The sequence below is a fragment of the Paraburkholderia sp. GW821-FHT02A12 genome, assembly GCF_059422005.1.
Map to the genome: position 1 here is coordinate 560,706 of NZ_JBWKWA010000002.1, position 20,108 is coordinate 580,813.

General features: G+C 55.8%; 15 protein-coding genes. All 15 read left to right on the forward strand.

The features are described from left to right. Window positions 1–3 precede the first annotated feature (3 nt). The 15 genes from AC07WT_RS23725 to AC07WT_RS23795 all read left to right on the forward strand — a co-directional run bounded on the left by AC07WT_RS23725 (window position 4) and on the right by AC07WT_RS23795 (window position 19,988). Window positions 4–2,208: a polysaccharide biosynthesis tyrosine autokinase gene (locus tag AC07WT_RS23725; protein ID WP_494948819.1), complete on the forward strand. Its 2,205-nt coding sequence runs from the start codon at window positions 4–6 to the stop codon at window positions 2,206–2,208. 66 nt (window positions 2,209–2,274) lie between these two features. Further along, a complete protein-coding gene (gmd, locus tag AC07WT_RS23730) occupies window positions 2,275–3,393 on the forward strand; it encodes a GDP-mannose 4,6-dehydratase (protein ID WP_494948820.1) in 1,119 nt (372 codons plus the stop codon). 5 nt (window positions 3,394–3,398) lie between these two features. Continuing rightward, entirely contained in the window at window positions 3,399–4,349 is a 951-nt protein-coding gene (locus AC07WT_RS23735; RefSeq protein ID WP_494948821.1) for a GDP-L-fucose synthase family protein, read from the forward strand. Between the two features lie 16 nt (window positions 4,350–4,365). Then, complete coding sequence (locus AC07WT_RS23740) at window positions 4,366–5,769, forward strand: oligosaccharide flippase family protein (RefSeq protein ID WP_494948822.1); 1,404 nt, start codon at window positions 4,366–4,368, stop codon at window positions 5,767–5,769. A gap of 12 nt (window positions 5,770–5,781) precedes the next feature. Next, entirely contained in the window at window positions 5,782–6,930 is a 1,149-nt protein-coding gene (locus tag AC07WT_RS23745) for a glycosyltransferase family 4 protein (RefSeq protein ID WP_494948823.1), read from the forward strand. After that, the gene (locus AC07WT_RS23750) at window positions 6,927–8,162 is read left to right on the forward strand and encodes a glycosyltransferase (RefSeq protein ID WP_494948824.1); all 1,236 of its coding nucleotides are present in this window, start codon (window positions 6,927–6,929) and stop codon (window positions 8,160–8,162) included. The genes AC07WT_RS23745 and AC07WT_RS23750 overlap by 4 nt, the downstream gene beginning before the upstream one ends. Continuing rightward, the gene (locus AC07WT_RS23755) at window positions 8,159–9,415 is read left to right on the forward strand and encodes a glycosyltransferase (RefSeq protein WP_494948825.1); all 1,257 of its coding nucleotides are present in this window, start codon (window positions 8,159–8,161) and stop codon (window positions 9,413–9,415) included. Before AC07WT_RS23750 ends, AC07WT_RS23755 begins: the two co-directional genes overlap by 4 nt. Further along, a complete protein-coding gene (locus AC07WT_RS23760; protein WP_494948826.1) occupies window positions 9,399–9,956 on the forward strand; it encodes an acyltransferase in 558 nt (185 codons plus the stop codon). The genes AC07WT_RS23755 and AC07WT_RS23760 overlap by 17 nt, the downstream gene beginning before the upstream one ends. 563 nt (window positions 9,957–10,519) lie before the next feature. Beyond that, entirely contained in the window at window positions 10,520–11,350 is an 831-nt protein-coding gene (locus tag AC07WT_RS23765) for a glycosyltransferase family 2 protein (protein WP_494948827.1), read from the forward strand. Next, a complete protein-coding gene (locus tag AC07WT_RS23770) occupies window positions 11,347–12,648 on the forward strand; it encodes a glycosyltransferase WbuB (protein WP_494948828.1) in 1,302 nt (433 codons plus the stop codon). The genes AC07WT_RS23765 and AC07WT_RS23770 overlap by 4 nt, the downstream gene beginning before the upstream one ends. A 458-nt stretch (window positions 12,649–13,106) precedes the next feature. Continuing rightward, window positions 13,107–14,279 (forward strand): acyltransferase family protein, encoded by a 1,173-nt coding sequence (locus AC07WT_RS23775; RefSeq protein ID WP_494951020.1) that lies wholly within the window; start codon window positions 13,107–13,109, stop codon window positions 14,277–14,279. Window positions 14,280–14,552: 273 nt separating this feature from the next. After that, entirely contained in the window at window positions 14,553–15,752 is a 1,200-nt protein-coding gene (locus AC07WT_RS23780) for an acyltransferase family protein (protein WP_494948829.1), read from the forward strand. 194 nt (window positions 15,753–15,946) lie between these two features. Further along, window positions 15,947–17,458, forward strand: a complete 1,512-nt coding sequence (locus AC07WT_RS23785; RefSeq protein ID WP_494948830.1) for a hypothetical protein — start codon at window positions 15,947–15,949, stop codon at window positions 17,456–17,458. A 161-nt stretch (window positions 17,459–17,619) separates the two neighbouring features. Then, window positions 17,620–18,909 carry a hypothetical protein gene (locus AC07WT_RS23790; RefSeq protein WP_494948831.1) on the forward strand — a complete coding sequence of 430 codons (1,290 nt, stop codon included), beginning with the start codon at window positions 17,620–17,622 and terminating at the stop codon, window positions 18,907–18,909. A gap of 155 nt (window positions 18,910–19,064) precedes the next feature. Then, window positions 19,065–19,988 carry an SGNH/GDSL hydrolase family protein gene (locus tag AC07WT_RS23795; RefSeq protein WP_494948832.1) on the forward strand — a complete coding sequence of 308 codons (924 nt, stop codon included), beginning with the start codon at window positions 19,065–19,067 and terminating at the stop codon, window positions 19,986–19,988. Window positions 19,989–20,108 lie beyond the last annotated feature (120 nt).

The following is a 20,108-nucleotide window of genomic DNA, read 5'->3' on the forward strand; positions in this document are numbered from 1 at the left end:
TCTATGGCATCCGTAAACCAAAATCGATTCATCGATTCGTCGAATGGCGATGAAATACATCTCTCCGACTACCTTTCAGTTATCGCGGAGAGTTGGAAGCTGATTGTTGCCGTCGCAGCGTCTGTGCTGTTAATCGGAACTCTCTATGCGTTTATCGCAAGGCCGGTGTATCGCGCGGACGCGATGATCCAGGTTGAAGATAGTGCAAATTCAACCAAGGACGCACTGGGCGAACTGGCGTCGATCTTCGACACCAAGCAGACGGCCGACGCGGAGATCGAGTTGATCCGATCGCGGCTCGTGGTCGGCCAGACAGTGCAATCACTGCACCTCGATATCAGCGCGCAGCCGCGCTATTTCCCGCTCATCGGCGCCGTGCTGGCGCGGCGTGCGGGGGACAAAAAATTGGAACCGCCTCTGTTTGGCCTTGGGCGTTTCGCGTGGGGCGGCGAGAAGATCGAAGTATCGCTCTTCAATGTGCCGCGTGACCGATATGACGCGAGGTACACGTTGGTGGCGCGCGGCGGTGACAAATTCGATCTGGTCGATCCTGACGGCGACGTTGTTCTTCACGGACAGGTTGGCAGCGTCGCCCGAGGCGGCGAATCAGCGGGTCCAGTTGAATTGCAGGTTTCACATCTTGACGCGCGACTGGGCACGCAATTCTTTCTGACTCGGGCTTCCACGCTCCTCACAATCGATCAGTTGCAGGATGCACTCGTCATCGCCGAGAAAACCAAGCAGTCCGGGGTGATCGGCGTCTCGCTCGACGGCGCGGACAGCAAGCGCACCGCCGAGGTCATCAATACGATTGCAGCGACTTATGTCCAGCAGAACATCGACCGTAAGTCTGCCGAAGCGGAGCACACACTCAGCTTTCTGGACCAGCAATTGCCGCAGCTTCGCAAACAGCTCGATCAGGCGGAGGATCGCTATAACGCATTTCGCAACCAGAAGGGAACGGTCGATCTGACCGAGGAAAGCCGTCTTCTGCTGCAACAGATTGTCGACAGCAAAACCAAACTCGTCGATCTGCAGCAACAGCAGATCGAGATGACGCAGCGTTTTACGCCATCACACCCGGGTGTTGTAGCACTGGATGCGCAGATCGCCTCGCTCGAAGCGCAACAGAGTCAGTTGAACAAGCGCGTCTCGACTTTGCCGGACACGGAACAGTCCGCCCTGCGCCTACTGCGTGATGTGCGCGTCAACACGGAGTTGTACACGAACCTGCTGGACAGCGCGCAGCAGTTGAAGATCGTCAAGGCGGGTCAGGTCGGCAATGTCCGCGTGGTTGACTACGCCGTTGCGGGCGAGGTGCCGGTCAAGCCGAAGCGGGCGCTCGTGATCGTGCTGGCAGCGGTGTTGGGACTCATTGCGGGAACGGTGGCGGCATTCGTCAAGAGCGCGCTGTTCGGCGGCGTGGAAAACAGCGAGGAGATCGAACAGGCGCTTGGCCTGCCGGTTTACGCAGCCGTGCCACACAGCGAGACGCAGGTGCGTTTGCGTCAAGGCATGCGACGGGGTCGCGACGGTCATCACGTGCTTGCCTCGATCGCGTCGCACGATGTGGCCATTGAAGGGATTCGGAGTCTGCGTACCGCGCTGCAGTTCGGCCTGCTCGACGCAGCCAATAACGTGATCGTCATTACCGGTCCTCGTCCTGAGGTCGGGAAATCCTTTATGTCGGTGAATCTGGCGGCGGTACTCGCGAGCGGCGGCAAGCGCATCTTGTTGATCGATGCGGACATGCGGCGTGGCGATTTGCACAGCTATTTTGGTGTGTCGAGACACCCGGGGCTTTCGGATGTCATCGCGGGATTGGACATCACCCGTGCGGTCCTGCGTGAAGTGCTGCCGAACCTCGACGTCCTGCCGAAGGGCTCATTGCCGCCGAATCCGGCCGAACTGCTGATGAGCGAGCGCTTCAAGACGATGCTCGAGCACGTATCGAGTCTCTACGACATCGTCATTGTCGACACGCCGCCGTTGTTGGCCGTGACCGATGCGGCGCTGATCGGTAAGCACGCCGGCACGACCTTACTGGTGGTGCGTCATGGCCGCCACCCCATGCCGGAAATTCTGGAGTCTGCCAACCGTCTGCGCAATGTCGGTGTCGCCCTCAAGGGCGTGCTGTTTACCGATGTGCCGCAAAGGCGTCTTGGCTATGGCACGTATTACTACGGCTACGAAAGCAGTGCGGAATAAGCGTCACGATACCCGAGCAAGGCGCGAGGATGGTTCCGGCGCATCGATTACGAGGAGCATCACACCATGAGTCACAAAGTTGCCCTGATTACCGGCGTCACAGGTCAGGACGGTTCGTACCTTGCCGAATTACTGTTGAGCAAGGGCTATGAAGTTCACGGCATCAAACGCCGTTCGTCGCTGTTCAATACGGAACGAATCGATCATCTGTATCAGGACCCGCATGCGTCCGATCGCCGCTTCATCCTGCACCACGGCGATCTGACCGACTCGACCAGCCTCGTGCGGATCATTCAACGCGCGCAGCCTGACGAGATTTATAACCTCGGGGCACAAAGCCACGTCGCCGTCTCGTTCGAAGAGCCGGAGTATACGGCGAACGCGGACGGCATCGGCGCGCTGCGCATCCTTGAAGCTATCAGGATTCTCGGCCTCGAAAAGAAGACACGCTTCTATCAGGCCTCGACGTCTGAACTCTACGGATTGGTACAGGAGATCCCGCAAAAGGAAACCACTCCTTTCTACCCACGAAGCCCGTACGCGGTGGCGAAGTTGTATGCCTACTGGATCACCGTCAACTACCGCGAAGCGTATGGCATCTACGCGTGCAACGGCATCCTGTTCAATCACGAGTCGCCGGTGCGCGGCGAGACTTTTGTGACACGCAAGATCACACGAGCGATCTCCCGCATTGCAACAGGCCTGCAGGAGTGTCTGTACCTCGGCAACATGTCTGCTCTGCGGGACTGGGGTCACGCGCGCGATTACGTCGAGATGCAATGGTTGATGCTGCAACAGGAACAGCCCGAAGACTTTGTTATTGCCACGGGCGTGCAGTACAGCGTGCGCCAGTTCGTTGAGCAAGCCGCTGCTGAATTGGGCATCCATTTGCGTTTTGAAGGATCGGGCGTCGACGAGGTGGGTATTGTCGAGCGCGTCGTAGGTGGCGAAGCGAAAGTTGCGCTGGGCGACGTGATTGTGCGCGTCGATCCGCGCTACTTCCGCCCGGCCGAAGTGGAAACGCTATTGGGCGATCCCACCAAGGCGCACGAAAAGTTGGGCTGGAAGCCAGTTACTTCGTTCGAATCGCTGGTCAAGGAAATGGTGCGGGCTGACTACCAGGTCGCGAAGCGGGATGCGTTGGTGACGCTCGCGGGTTTCAAGACGTTTGAGTACAACGAGTAAACACCATGGACAAGAACGCTCGAATCTTCGTCGCCGGACACCGCGGGATGGCCGGCTCGGCATTGCTACGCAATCTCGCTTCACGAGGCTACGGCAATGTGGTGACGCGCAGCCGCGCCGAACTCGACCTGACCGACCAGGCAGCCGTCGAGCGATTCTTCCGCGACGAGGCGATCGATGTGGTCATACTGGCTGCCGCCAAGGTGGGCGGCATCCTGGCTAACGATACCTATCCTGCGGACTTCCTGTATCTGAACCTGATCATCGAAGCCAACGTGATTCATTCGGCTTTTCGTGCGGGCATTCAGCGGCTGGTGTTTCTCGGCTCCTCATGCATTTATCCGCGGGAGGCGCCGCAACCGATCAAGGAGGACTACCTGCTGACCGGCCCTCTGGAGGGCACCAATGAGCCTTACGCCATTGCAAAGATCGCGGGCATCAAGCTTTGCGAGGCTTTCAATCGCCAGTTCGGCACGCAATATGTCTCGCTGATGCCGACCAACCTCTATGGACCGAACGACAACTACGACCTGAAGACCAGTCATGTGTTGCCGGCGTTGCTGCGCAAGGCTCATGAAGCGAAGGTGAGCGGTGCGGACAGTCTCTCGGTGTGGGGAACAGGCCGCGCGCGCCGGGAATTCCTGCACGTCGACGACATGGCGGATGCGGCTGTATTTATGCTCGAGCGTGGGATTTGGGGCGGTTGGTACAACGTTGGCTGCGGCGCGGACGTCACGATTGAGGAACTGGCCCGTGCCGCGATGCACGCGGTTGGCTTTGACGGCGGCATCGAGTTCGACGTCAACAAGCCTGACGGCACGCCGCAAAAGCTGCTCGACGTCAGCAAGCTGGCGGAGCTCGGCTGGCGCGCGAAGATCGGCCTGCAAGAAGGGTTGGCCGCTACCTACGAGGACTTCTTGCAGCGCTACGAAACGCAAGTCTTGGAACGGGCCTAAGCGCACCCGGCAACCGATGAAAATGATGCGATTCGACGAAAGCAGCGTGACGTGGGTCTTTGCACAACAGGCCGTGTCGCGCCTGCTGGTGGCGTTCAAGTTCTTCCTGCTTGCGCGACTGCTGGGGCCGCAATCGATCGGTCTGATCGCGGCTTGCCTGATGGCCTTGTCGATAGTGGAGTCGTTGACCGAAATGGGGATGAGCCATGCGCTGATCCAGCGGCGGGAACTGCTGGATCAGCGCGGCCTTGACGCACTGTGGACTGCGACTGCGCTGCGGGGCTTGTTGCTGACGGTTTTCTTGTTCGCCACCTCTGGCCTGATTGCGCGGTTAATGAATATCCCGGAGGGCACCACTGTTTTGCAGATGGTCGCGCTGGTGCCGTTCGCGAGGTGCATCGCCAGTATGCGCGTCGTCATTGCGCAGCGAGAACGGCGGTTTCGTACTGTCGCGTTGTTGACGAGCACCTTCGTCATGGCCGATTTCGTGATGTCCGCCGTCGCGGCGCTGACCTATCGCGAGGTGATCTGGGTGCTCGCGGCGTTGCCGTTGTCGGAGTTTCTTAAGGCCATTGCGTCGCACATTGTGTTCAAGACAAGGCCCCGGTTGAACTTCGACACCAAGCCACTGGGCGAGGTCATGGAGTTTGGTCGCTGGGTTTGGGCCAGCAGCTTGCTCACCGTGATTGTCAATCAGTTGGACCGGATCATCACAGTCAAGACATTCGGTGTGCAGACTTTGGGTCTGTACCAGACCGCAAGTCGCCTCGCGCAATTCGGCGTGGCCGATTTTGGCATTGCGATGAGTCAGTACCTCTTTCCGAACTTTTCCGAACTGGCACGTCAGGACAAAAGCCGCGCCGCGCATTATGCATTGGCGCTGTTCAGTCAACTGGGGACGATCGCGCTCGTGGTCGCGACGTTTCTCTGTGTCGCCGCGCGCGACATCATCCAACTGGCGCTAGGTAGGCAGTGGAGCGGCGCTGTGCCGTTTTTCCGCATCTTCGTTTATCTGATGGCGGCCGGCGTACTGGTCGGCTTGCTGACTTCCTACCTGCGTGGCACAGGCAGGCCGAGCCGGGTGACTCGCGGGACGGTGCTGCAGTTGGTGTGCCTGCTGATTTCGTCGGCGATTCTGGTGCCGTGGCTCGGCCCAATCGGTGTCGCGTTCGCCGCTACGATTTCGGTGTTTGTCTGCGCAGCGTTGATGCTCTGGGACGTTGTGTCGGAAGACCGTGACCAGATTCGGCAGTTGCTTCCACTCGCCACTGTGGGCGTGCCGGTTGCGACGTTGGTCGTGATCCTGGGTCAAGTGTTCTCGACGCTTCCGTATCACGCCGTTGGACTCGGGTTCGTCTGTGCGGTCGCTTTGGTGTTGCCTCTACAACGGCTGCGGGCCGGAATTTCACTGACTGTCTAGAGAGAGAACGTTATGCGCATCATGCACGTGGTGCTCACGCCACGGCATTCCGGAGCCGAAATGCTCGCGGCAACGCTGGCGGAGGTGCACACGACCGCGAAAGTCGGTGTCGCCGGCGTCGTGGGGATCAACCCGTGCGAGGCCGCCTTCCGGCCGGTTTGGTCGAATCTGGAAGAGAAGGGCGTCTGGTGCGCGTCGCCTGCACGAATGCTAGGGCGCTTGGGACGGCTTCGCTTTATCCGCGCGACACTGCGCGATTTTCGTCCAGACGTCATTGTTGCGCACTCGGTCATCCCGGCGGCATACGCACGCCTTGCTATGAAACTGACGCCATCGGCTATTCCAGTCGTTACCGTCATGCATGCGGCCACCAACGATGACTACGCAGGCGGCCTTCTCAGGCTGAGTGAGCGCATTCTCAAGCGGGACGCGGCGGCCGTGGTCACCGTCACCGAGACAGCCGCAAACAATTACCGTTTGCGGTGTGGCGTGCCTCGCCGGCTTCTGACGATCCCAAACGGCACTGAACTTGACCGTTTCGCATTCGATGAAAACGTCAAGCGCCGGCTGCGGGCCGAATTCAAGGTTGACGATAGTGTGTCAGTGGTGCTTCAAGTCGGGCGTCTGTCGCCGGTGAAGAATCAGGCCGCCAGCCTGCTGGCGCTGAAAGACATGTTGCGCGCGGGCCAGTCCGTCGAATTGTGGCTGGCAGGATTGACGGAAGACCCATCCTACGGCGACGCGCTGAAGCGATTGGTCGAGCAGCACCGTTTGTCCGGCAAAGTACGATTTCTGGGGAGCCGGCCGGACGTTGCGGCGTTGCTCTGCGCAGCGGACGTGTACGTCATGCCTTCGGAGCGCGAGGCACACAGTGTCGCGATGATCGAGGCGCTCGCGAGCGGGGTGCCGATTGTCGCTTCGACCATTCCCGTCTTTGAGTTCGCCACACGTTTCTCTGGTGTTGTGACGGTCGATCCAGCAAGTCATCGAGATTATGGGGCTTCAATCACAAAGGTACTCGCGGAGGCGAAGATTCGCCACCAGCGCGATTTGAGCGCCTATTCGATCATGCACGTCGCGGAACGTTATGCCGCACTATTCGGCGACGTCACGTCGCGCCCGCGATTTGGCGCCGGCACAGCCCGGGAGGGTGTGACATGACGAGGCTGCTGCTAGTCGAGCCCGAGGCAACGGGGCACCGTATGGTGCTGTATGTCAGTCTGATCGCTGAAGAGGCGCTCCGGCGTGGATGGAAAGTCACGTTACTGACCACAGCGTCGGCGCTCGCTCATTCGGCGACGCAAGGTGTGATATCGACCTTGGGATCTGATCTGGACATTACGGAAATGCCGGAGATTTCACGGGAAACCCGTTATGGAAAGCTTCAGTTGTTGTTCGGGCAGCGCGCCTACCTGCGCGCTTTCGAACAGGCCTATCGCGAGTACCGTAAGACGAACGCAGTTGATTTCGTCTATGTCCCGTACCTCAACTACATCGACAAGATCGTCGGACTGTATGGCTCACCTTTTGGCACGACACCCTTCGGCGGCATGATCCTTGCCGCGAAGTTTCATCATCAGGCGTGCGGTATCGCGGGGCCGCGAGGGAAGATGGATGTCGTCAATAGAGTGTTGTTTCAAAGGTTGCTGAGCCTTCGGGCACTCACACTCGCTACCACGATAGATGAACCCTTACCGAAGTACGTGACGCAGAACATGCCCGCATTGGCGCCCAAGATCAGATATGTACCGGACGTTTCGTTCATCAGCAAACCTGCGCAAAGGCAGACGGCTCGACAGGCACTAGGGTTGGAGGAAGACCACTTTGTTATTGCGTCCTATGGCTCCCTTAGTCCGAGAAAAGGCCTCGCACGGCTATTGAGCATGTTTTCAGCGGCAGACCTTCCCACGCACTTCAGGCTCGTGCTCGCCGGCGTACAGGATGCCGAAGCGGCCCATCTGGTCCAGTCTTTTATGTCGGAGGCAGGGGCACGCCGGTCACAGGTGGTCGTGATGAACAGGTTCTGCTCCGAGCTGGAAGAGGGATGGGTATTCGCGGCAGCCGATGCGATGTGGCTGTGTTACGAGAACTTTAGCGGAATGAGCGGCGTGCTGATCCAGTCGGCTCAAGTTGGTGTGCCTGTGATCACTTCGAATTACGGCCTTATCGACCACAATCGGGCGAAAAATTCACTCGGCCTGCGATGGGACGATTTTCTCCTCGCGTCGTCGCCAGGACCGTGCTTTGACTGGGAAAAATTGGAGACGATCGTGTATTCCCTTAAGGGCTCGTCTCAGCTCGCCCAATTTGCGCTCCAGCACAGCCCCAAAAAATTCGGGTGCAACGTGATGGATGCGATCGGCCACGTTCATTGGACGGAGGGGCACGCGTGACTATCGTTAGCCTGATGCGCGCGTTACGAGGCCGGCGTGCCGCTTCATCGCGCACAATGCACCGATCGAGCAAGAACGGCGGCGCGAATAGGCGCCTCCGCGTTGCTATCGTGTACCACTTTTTCCCGCATTACCGCAAGGGCGTTATCGATGCGATCAGCCAGGACGACTTTGACGTGACGTTCTTTGGCGACCCGGTGGAGCGCTACCAAGGCATCCCCTCGTTGCGTTTCGAAGCCGACACGGATTTCAGGCCGGCGGCGGTCAAGGTGGTGAATGACATCTCGTTTCAGTGGGCCGCGGTACACGCATCCTTATCGAGCGAGTTCGATGTATTGGTGTTGCTCGCCAATCCGAATTTCTTTACGACCTGGCTGGCGGCGGCAATCGGGCGCTTCACCGGAAAGCGCGTGCTTTTTTGGGGGCACGGATTCTTGTCGGCCGATCGGTCTTTGAAAAACTACATCAGGCGCATCTTCTTCTCGCTCGGACATGCGCAATATCTGTATGGCTACCGTGCTAAATGCATTGCCGAAAATTTTGGATTTCGCTCCAGGAACCTCTATGTAGGGTTTAATAGTCTTGACTATCAATCCCAGTTGCGTACACGCCGTGAGTTGTTAGCGCGTCCAGAAGAGCCTCGACAGCTCGCTGAAATCCGCATCCTCGGTGTGTCCAGATTGACTGACAAGTGCGCATACGACGTATTGATGCATGCGGTGTCATTGGCTCAAGAAACGTCGGAGTGGCGATTCAAGCTGACGTTGATCGGGAGCGGCCCCGCGGAGAGCAAGCTAAAGGCGATCGCCGGGCGGTTGAAGCTGGACATCGACTTCGTTGGTGAGCTGTACGATGAGGAAGCAGTGGCCGGCCACATATTCAATTCCGATGTTGTCGTATCACCCGGAAAAATCGGCCTGACCGCCATGCATTCGCTCATGTTCGGTACACCGGCCATTAGCCATTCCGACATGGACCGGCAAATGCCAGAAGTGGAAGCGGTCGCGCCCGGTATCTCGGGAATTTTGTTCCGCTACGGCGACGTGGCTGATCTATCGAGGTGTCTGATCTCGATTCCAGAAGTATTTCATGACCGACGCCAGACGCGAGAAAATTGCTTCAGGATTATTGACGAAATATACAACCCTTATAGACAATGCGAAGTGCTCTCGGATGCAATTCGTGGCAAAGCGGCCGGGCAGGGTAACGACATGCAAGCCCTCTATGGAGATGCGTATGAAGGCCAAGCTTAGAGCCGCGATGCGCAGCGCCAGAAGATTGTTCTGGCGGAAACTGCTCAGGCTCAACGACGTGCATCCAACGGTACTGTTTGGCGGATATGGAGATATCAGCCGAGATTTTCACGCAGACGAATATGTCTACGTGGGTCCCGGCTGCCGGTTCAATCCAGGCGTTCGCGTCGACAAGTATTCGATGCTGGGGCCCGACGTGCAGATTGTGGGCAACGACCACATCTTCGACATCCCAGGCGTCCCGATCATTTTTAGCGGCAGACCCGTGTTTCGCCCGACCCACATCGGCAAGGACGTATGGATTGGTGCCGGCGCGACCATTCTTTGTGGAACAACCATTGGTGACGGCGCTGTGGTCGCTTCCGGAGCGGTCGTCACGCGTGACGTCGAACCGTTCACCGTGGTCGGCGGCGTTCCGGCCCGTCTGATCAGACGCCGCTTCGCGATCTTGAGGGATGAATTGATACACAAGAGAATGCTCGAAGCACCTGTCATCTCGGGTAGATATTGCTCTCCCGTGGCGGCTCAGCAAGAGGCTTGATCGATGATTTTGCAAGGTTTGGATTCCAAGGTTGCTCCTTCGTTCTCGCTGAAAAATCGCCTGGCACGCGCGCTATGGGGAATCGTATATGTGCTTTTTTTTCTCCCTACACCGCGCCCTTGTCATGCGTGGCGTCGAGGAATTCTGAGAGCATTCGGCGCTCAAGTCGGGGCGGGAGCGCACATTTATCCGCGAGTCAAGATCTGGGCTCCCTGGAATCTTTCGATTGGGGCCCTAGCAGGCGTTGCCAACGGCGTCACGCTTTACTCCATGGAAAGGATTGTTTTGGGGGAACGTTGCGTGATCTCACAGGGTGCGCATCTGTGCACCGGTAGCCATGATTTCAACGATCCTATGTTTCAGCTCACAGCACAGCCAATATCCATCGGGCGCGAAGCATGGATTTGTGCAGAGGCGTTTGTTTGTCCCGGCGCGGAGATCGCTGAGGGTGTTGTGGTGGGAACACGATCGGTGGTGACCCGTAGTCTTCGCGAGAGCTGGACAGTGTATGCAGGCATGCCTGCGAGAAAGATATCCACTCGAACTAGATCTGGAGAAAAGCAATGAGCGGTGTCTCGGTTCTCATTCTGACAAAGAACGAAGAAAAGGATCTTCCAGGCTGCCTGGAGAGCGTTATCGAATGGTGCGACGACATTCATGTGTATGACTCTCACAGTACCGACCGCACGGTTGAGCTTGCCAAGCTGCTCGGCGCGAAAATTACGTCGAGGGAATTTGATAACTGGGCCAGTCACCAGAATTGGGGACTAGCTAACATCAAGTTCAAGCACGATTGGGTTTTATACATCGACGCTGATGAGCGCGTGACCGAGGATCTGGCCCGCTCGGTACGCGAGACAGTCTCCACATCGACCTACTGCGTTGCCTTCGAAGTGCAACGGCGCGATTTCTTTAGCGAGCGGTGGCTGAAACACGTTCAGGTGTCGCCCTACTACGTTCGCCTTTTCAAGCCGGCGTACATTCGGTACGAAAGGATGGTGAATCCGGTCACGGTGGTCAATGGCAAGACAGGCAGGATTGACGGATATCTCGACCATCACCCGTTTAGCAAAGGTGTCTCGCACTGGCTGGCACGGCACAATTCGTATAGCTCACTCGAGGCCGATCAATTCCTGATCAACGCTAGCAAGGGCGAGAAGTTCAAACTGTCAAAGGCGCTGCTGGCTGAGGATTTTCAGGTGCGCCGCTATCATCAAAAGGGCTTGTTTTACAAGTTGCCACTGCGTCCGCTGGTTAAATTCTTTGTGCTATACGGGGTTCGAAGGGGGTTCCTGGATGGAAGTCCTGGATTCGTTTACGCGGTGTTGCAGTCCATCTACGAGTATTTCATCGTGTTGAAGGTGCGGGAGCGTCTGAAGGTGCCGAAAGCATGAAGCGCGCGTTCGTCCAGTCCAGCCCGGAAACCGCGGATCGGCGGCCTTCGAGAAAGGTCCTGATCTATGGTCTCAACTATGCACCGGAGCTAACCGGTATTGGAAAGTACAGTGCCGAGATGGCGGAATCGTTGGCCGAGGCGGGATACGAGGTGCGCGTTGTATGTGCGCCGCCGTACTACCCGGAGTGGCAGATTGGTGCCGGTCACTCGGCCTGGCGCTATCGCACTGAGCAACGTGCAGCGGTGCGCGTCCAGCGTGCACCCGTGTGGGTGCCGAGTCGTCCCAGCGGGCTGAAGCGTCTCCTGCATCTCGCAAGTTTTGCCGTCGCGAGTCTGCCGACGGTGTTTGCACAATTGTTTTGGCGACCCGACATAGTGATTGCCGTTGCCCCGAGTCTGATGAACATTCCGGCTGCCTTGATGTTCGGCAAGGTGACGAAGGCACGCACGTGGCTTCACATTCAGGACTATGAAGTCGATGCGGCTTTCGAACTTGGGATGCTGAAAGGCAAGCTGTTGAGGCAGTTAGCGTTGGGTGTAGAAAGTTGGTTGATGCGGCGCTTCGACGTCGTATCGACCATTTCCGCGAAAATGATCGAGCACGGCCGCAACAAGGGTGTGGATTCCCGGCGATTGTTTGCATTGCCCAATTGGGTCGATGTGAACGTCATCTTTCCGTTGGAACGCCCAAGTCTGTACCGGACGGCGCTAAATATTCCCGACGACTCTATCGTCGTTCTGTATTCCGGCAACATGGGTGCCAAGCAGGGTATTGAGGTGTTGGCGCAGGCGGCTGCTGCTCTTGCACACAGAGAGGACATTCATTTCGTGCTTTGCGGCGACGGACCATGCAAAGGAAGTCTTATTGAACAATGCGAGCATCTTGCGAACTGCACATTTCTTTCCCTGCAGCCGTTTGAGAATCTTAACGATCTGCTCAATGTGGCGGACATTCATGTCCTGCCACAGCGCGGGGATGCGGCTGATCTGGTTATGCCTTCGAAGCTGACCGGCATGCTCGCAAGCGGCCGCTCCATCATCGCGATGGCTCGCACAGGGACGGAACTCTTCGAGGTGGTGTCTCCGCGAGGGGTGACGGTTCCGTCTGAGAATGTTGAAGCGCTGGTGGCGGCGATAGAAAACCTGGCCGACGACAAGGATAAGCGAATCCAGCTTGGCATCGCTGCACGCGCCTACGCTGAAGCGGAGTTGTCGCGCCGGGCGGTGATGGAGCGCCTCGACGTCAGATTTCAGATGTTGTGTGATCGGGGGAGGGGGCGGTCGGTTCTTACTTGAGGGAGAACTTTGCGTAAGTAGATCGATGGCGCTGTGCGATAGCGGCTGCCGGCCGTTTCATCTTCAAAGCATAGGTTCGCTGCGTTAGTGCCGCCTTCCTGCCGTCCGTTCATAGTTGGATACTTTTTTTGGACCTGTTTATCGCCACGGTGGTTTTCGTATCTTGTCGCTAGTTGAGTCACGTCAGCAAGAGACAGCGAGAGCGGCCCATTCGGGACTGCCCTTCATTCATCAACGATGTTTCCACCGAAATTATCTCGAACCTCACATGGCGCTCGGTGTCGTTTGCACGGTCGTCCGAATCGGTCAATCTTTCGGCGGACCCGGGAAAACTCTTATGGGTATTCTCTTGTGTGAGGTAACGACACACGCGAGACGTTGATTGGAGACGGTTGCCGAATGAATTGCGGCTTGTTCTTTGCGACCCGCAGGAAGCGACAACACTCCGCGACTCCCGGATGCTGTGGTCTAGGCAGGCTAAAGGATTCTTACACGTGCGATCAAAATCACAGTCGGGCGGTACGCTGCCAGCGCTAACTAGCATTCGGTTCATTGCGGCTATGACGGTGGCGTTATCCCATTTCACACAGCTGGGTCTATTGAATCTTCCTAGTACGTTCCTCGCATTTGTCGATGGCGGGCGCCCAGCCGTATCTTTATTTTTTGTACTTTCGGGTTTTATACTGACCTACACGTACCATACGCGTTTGAATGCGCGATGGGTGTCCCGATTCTACGTCGCCAGATTTGCTCGGATCTATCCGGTGATGCTGCTTTCGTTGCTCATTGCGATGGTGGTCACGATCTATCTCTTGAGTACCGAGAACGATGCGTTACTGCTCGGCTGGTATTCACTGAAGAACCACGTGTATGCGGCACTTCTTGCAAGTTTTGTCGCACAGCTTCTTTTACTGACGGGCTGGTTCCCCATCGCGTCAGTAAATCAACCATGGAACGGTCCAGCGTGGAGCATTTCATGTGAAGCTTTCTTCTATGCCGTCTTTCCGTGGTTACTGCGTAAGCTCGCTGCGAAGTCCACCAGAAAAGTCGCATTGATTTGCGCGGCAACCTGGATGCTTCAAGGGATCTGGATAGCATTCGCGGCGCACTATTTTCCTACAGGTCGTAAAGGATTTGTGATCTCGCAGTTCCCTCTCACGCATCCGTCTGAATTCGTCATGGGTATCGGATCTGGGCTGTACCTCGTCCGTGCTCAGGCAACGGGACAAGCTCTACATCGCCGGGGAATGGTGCTTGTTTGCATTGCTATCGCGGCACTGGCGATTTTAGCGGTGTTTCAGCCCATCAAGCCTGCCTACTATCTCGAATCTCCGTTCTTCGCGGCGTTAATACTTGGAATCGCCTTTCTGGATCGCCCTGTCATTGGATTGCTAAGTACCAGACCGTTGATAGCCCTTGGGGAGGCGAGTTTCTCGCTGTATCTGATTCATGTGCCACTTGCGCACTTGGCCCATATTGTTGGTTTCCAGCGTGACAACGGATGGGTCGCGCTGCTCATCGCAGTTAGCGTTAGCCTTGTGGTATTCCGTCGGTTCGAGGAACCGATGCGCAGGAGAATTCGATACGGGGCCAGTCCGCGCGAAAAAACCGCGATGTCGTCGACACTGTGAGCCGGTTATCCGACTGCGCGTGCGCAGCGACAGACACCATCCGGACATGGGCTTTTACCTCGAATTCTGACTATGTCACAGGTCACCGGCGGAAAGTTACGAGATCTATTTTGATTTGGATTCATCCGACTTTCGTGTGGGTTGCAGCAGAGGGATATAGACGGAGTCCTCCGATGACTTCAAAACTCCGAATTGTCTATCTTAACGTGGACGGGCTGTATATCATGGCTTCTCGCTGAGTCCGCCTTACAATGAAAATACGAATGGTTTAGCATGGGAAAGTATCTAGGCGAATCAAAAGTCGAAGCACTGGACGGTGTGCGCGGAACCGCAGTGCTAATGGTTATGCTGTATCATTTTGCGCATGTAAAACGCGTATCTAGTTCGTCGATCGATGTCATTTTTTACAAAGTCGCAATGACTGGGTGGATTGGTGTCGACATTTTTTTTGCGCTATCGGGTTTTCTAATTTCAGGAATTCTTCTTAAAAGCAAAAATTCAGAAGGTTATCTATCTTCGTTTTACGGCCGTAGGTCGTTGAGAATATTTCCGCTTTATTACCTATATCTCGGGTTTATTTTTCTTATACTCTATCCTTTAATTTCCACCAAAGTCAACGTTGCAGAGCACGCTAAACTGCAGGCAGCGCTTGGTGCTTGGCCATGGTTCATTTTTTATGTATCGAATCTGAAGCAAGCAATTTCCGGTGTCTTCTTTGGTGCTGGAGTTGGCCATCTGTGGTCGTTGGCAATTGAGGAGCAATTCTATCTGATATGGCCTCTCATTGTGCTCCTAACTTCTGAACTCGCACTGATATATATATGTTTTGGCTTGCTTGCGTGCGCGCTTGGTGTTCGAGTCTATTTGAGTATGCGCGGCATAAATCCGGAAGTAATTTATGTATTTACACCGGGGCGTATAGATGGACTTATCACTGGGTCATTGTTGGCAATTTATTCTCGTCGAAATTTCTTGAGACCATCTTTAATATTATTAAAATGTCAATTTGTAATTTTTCTATTGTTTATCGCTGTGTTGATTGTGCTGGGATCACGCGCTGAAGCAAGTCCTCTCACATACACTGTGGGGTTCTCCCTATTGGCTTTCATTGTGGCCGGGATTGTCAATTCGGCAAGACATGCTGGTAGAAATTCGGTTTTTAGGACGCGAGCGTTAATGCTAATGGGTAAATACAGTTACGCTCTTTACATCGTTCATCCGATCATCCGTGACGCGGCGCTTAAGCTTTTCGGTGATCCTAAACTCTTGTTCGGAAGTCAAATTCCGTGGCAAGTGGCTTTCTCCGCAGGATGCCTTTGTATGTCGTTCATCGCAGCACTGATTAGTTGGCATGCGATGGAGAAGCACTTCGTTGCGCTCAAGGATCGGCTGTTCCCACACCCCGATGTCAGTCCGTCTTCGTTCGGTAGGCGTGAGGTGCGAGTGAAAGCAGACTCACCGGGGAACGTCTAGGCCGCGCACTCGATAGCGGCGCTGCAGCGGAAACTGCTAGGGTTTAGATTGGCAAATTGCAATTGGGGAACTGGGTCGTATTGGGAATTTCTGGACATCTAACGCCTAGTTATTGGCGCATTACGCCACGGACTACCTGCACTACACGTCGCTTGATACGATTCGAAACCTCTTCTTGGTAAGGCTAATCGCGCATGAAGTTCACCCGCCGGGTCGCACTAGCACGGTTTGGTCGAATAGGACTTGGTCTTGCACTGCTCGGTCGATTCGGTGTCGCGAGCCACGCCGCAGCCAACTCAGATGCGGCCCATGCGCCGCTCGACGTGCTTCAGTTCGAAAGCTTTAGCGCACGGATGCGAGGCGGTGCGAGAGGCGACGGTAACACTGATGATACGGTAGCGCTTCAGAACTGGATCAATCAACTTGTGGCGAGCAACAGGCGTGGCACCCTTGGCGCCGGGGTATATCGCATCAGCGCCCCGCTGGTCATACCCGCTGGATACGAATGGGCGATTGAGGGCGACATTGCGGGCGGAACTCGTCTACTGCAGACCGCAGACAACGTGCCTATATTGGATATTGGGCCGACCGGTTCAAAGCCTTTGATCCATACATGGCGGATCTCAAATATCGAATTCGACTATTTGAACGATCAGCCGGCGACAAACGAGAACGCTAACCCGATCCTGTTCTCGCAAATGGCGTGTGAGTTTTCGATGACGGGCTTACGTTTCGCACGTGGATCGTATGCCATCAGGGTGAAGCCGGGGATCGGTGGTCCGTGGGGCGGTGTATGGGACGAACTTGTATTCGAAAGGGGATTGAGCGCGGGAGCGATGAAGTGGACGGGGTGTGTCAATGGCGTGCCAAACAACAGGTGGGGTCGCTTCTTCGTCGACTGCCATAACATGGTTGGCCCGGTGTTCAACGATGTGCGCGGATACAACTGGGTCATAGACACGATTGAGTTTATCGCCGCGCAGCGGGGCGCGCAGCTTTTTTCGATCCAGGCTGGAAGCGTATGCACGATCGGTGCGATTAAACTAGAAAATGGCGTCTATCGCGATGCAGTCAACCTAATTGGAGTCGGTCCTAGTGCGCACGTCACAATTGGGCAATTCCATATCGGCGGTAATGCAATGGTTCTTCATCCTGAGCGCGGCGCGATAACGCTGTTCGCTACTGGAGTGGGTGGACCGACAGGCATGTTTGACCTCCATACGCTTGTAGCAAGTGCAACGGAATTGGGCGGAAGAGTCTTCGTTATTAGCGGAGCAAAGGGGAGCATGCGGGTGAGCGACATGTCGCTCAGCAGTCAACCTTGGCAGATCTGTGACAATGCTGCGACGAGGACCGGGGACACTTTAACGCTTGATCAATACAGGAACGACCGTGTCTCGAGGAATTTGGGCGATGTGGATTACACCATCACGCTCGGAGACCCAAACATTCTGTCGTTCGAGACGCCATTTACTTCGCCTCGCACACTTGAGTTGCCCGCTGCCGCTAATATGATGTTCAACGGGTTGTATTATGAAATTCGATTGTATGGTGCGGTGAACGCCGAGAATTGGCTTACGATTCAGTGCGGGGGTGCGAAGAAGTCCACCGTAAGGAGCGACCGGGTAGTGATCCGCTTCACATGGCGCCGAGATGCTAATGCCGCCGCCGGTTGGATCCTGACGCAGTACGAAGCGCTGCCATGACGCGGGAATGCGCCTTAACGCACTTCGATCCCGCTAACGCGGAAGAACCTAATACATCGGGGAAGTAGAAAATGCGCGGAAAGAGCGTGCCATTGTTAGTAATGTTGTTTCTATTGCCTTTGGCGTTCGACTATAAGAGTACAGACGAAAATCAGAGTCACATGCTCCAATACGTGCTTGTTGCGCCGTCACTCATCGTTGGTTTCTTCCTCGCTCTAATTGGCCCTCGATTCAACAGTAAATCACAGCTCCGATCGCTGGTGGGAACCGCGCTAATGCTAACTGTCGTCGGGAGCATTGTGCCGCAGTTCCTCCAGGGGAACGATTTCGGTGATTACCTGCGCGTACTATTGCCATTTGTGTTGTTTCTCATTGGATACCTGGTCGGATGCCATCCGTGGAGCGAGGACAGAATGAAGTCCTTTCATCGGTACATCTTTGCCGCCATGGCGCTGTCGATGGTGGCAAGCTTCGGGTCTGGAATAGCAACTGGTGGTTCGATAGATGAAGTTCGCTACCGGATCATTTCTCCTGTGCTACTTGGATTTCAAGGGATTCTCCTCTACGAGATTGTCGTGCGACGCAGGCCTAGCAAGGTTGCCTCAATGTTCTTCGTCGCTACCTTGGTTATCGAGCTTTTGAGTGTGACGAGGAGCTTGCTCGTTGGCACTGTCTTACTATTTTGCTTTGCAACGTGGCTGGCAGCGCCGACGGTCCGTCATCTGGCGAAGTCACTGCTTCGTACTGTTATCGTGGCCGCGGCCTTGGGCGGCGCTGTTGCGGCAGGAGCGACGTGGTTCATTCCATCTGTGCTAGCCCACTGGTCTGAACGGATTTTCTTTGCCGAAGGCACGCAAAGCGGTAAGGACCCGACAACGCTTAGTCGTTTGGCCGAACTGCAGGATCAGTACGATCAGGTCACGTCAACTGTCACATCTTTGCTCACCGGGATGGGTTATGGGCACCACTTTGGCTACTCTGAGAACTATATTCTTGAAATGTTGGAGTTTTCCAAGCGCGGAGACTTGGAGTCTATTAATGCATGGCAGGCTGGTCACAATTTCTGGGTATATCAATTCTTCGCCGGTGGAGTTGTTTTTGGTGTCGCATTGCCGGCTGCATTGTTGTACGCACTGTACCGATGTTCAATCGCCTTTCGACGTTGGCGACGTGTATTTACCGACGCTAAATTCTCGCCAAGCATGGGGCGCTATCTGATGGTCGTTTGCGGCATGGTTGCGACGACGGTCGGCGGAAACCCATTGGGTCCGCGATTCTCCGGATTGATTTATGGTTTGGCATTGGGGCTGCTAGTCGCGGCGCATTCAAAAGGTCTTGAAATGTTTCGCGCCTCACGACTTCTCGACGCGCAGATGCTCCGCCCACGGTACGGTCATGAACATCCTGAACCGACGCAGCCGCGAGGCACTGGTTATGCGGACCCCGCATAGTCTCCGGACACCGTCATGCACAGGGTCAAAATTCGGCTGGTCAAGGGAAAAAACAATGCAGAGCGGAACTGAGACGAGCGATATCACGCGTTCCAAACAGACTGCGCTTTTCAATTTCTTGGGGGTCCTGATTCATGTGGTATAGACGCGGGCTTATGATTGCCGGGGCTATCCTTGTCGTCGTGGAGGTTGGTTTGCGCCTTGGTTGTGGATTGGGATCCCCTCTACTCTATGTGCAGGACCGTTACGCTGGATATACGGTTGCTCCGAGTCAGGACATTACGCGCTTCGGCGCGCATATTACGGTAAATCAATATGCAATGCGGTCTGACGCTTTCTCTGCCAAACGGCGTCCAGGTAGCTTTCGGATGATGTTTCTTGGTGATTCGGTGACGTTCGGTCCCAGTTGGGTTGCTCAGTCTTCAATCTTCCCTGCGCTGGTGCCGCAGTTGCTGAATGGTCGAGGAAGCGAACGTTGGGAAAGCCTCAACGCATCTGCCCCAGGCTGGGCGTCAGGTAACGAGTTCGGCTACCTCGCGTCACGTGGAATTTTCGACTCCAATGTGGTGATTTTGGTCTTGAATACCGGTGACCTCATTCAACCACTGGCCCGGATAGATGGGACAGGGAGCTATCCGACAAGACGTCCGTCTTCTGCGATTTTGGAAGCGCTCAACCGCTATGCGTTTCCGAGGCTAGGGATGCTTGCCCGTGCAGCTGACCCCGGCTCCACGGGCGACAACGCCGACAGGATTCCCGTTGAACAGGTTTTTGGAAACATTGCTGCGTCACGTGACCTTGCGATGCGTAGCGGCTCTCGATTTCTACTGGTCTTTGTGCCCGCAATGGGTGGGAAGTGGGAGGCGGATCACTGGCGCTCGGAAAAGCAATCGTTGGTAGAGTGGGTCGGGGCGCAGCAGGTCCCGTTTTTGGATATGACCGAGGCGCTAGCTAGCCACCCGAATTCGGAAATTTATTTCGACGGAATCCATCTTCGACCGTTCGCTCATCGGATTGTTGCTGAAGCCATCGCCAATCGTTTATCTGGTCTGATCTTGAGGTCAGCGTCCGTGTTTTGACTGTGGGTGGTAAAGCGTGACGGATTTACCTCATCTTGACGCTATCGAGGATCGTTGCTCGTTAATATTTCGGGGCGAGGAGCGCACCACTGGCCGCCTTCAAAAGAATTGCGGTGGCAT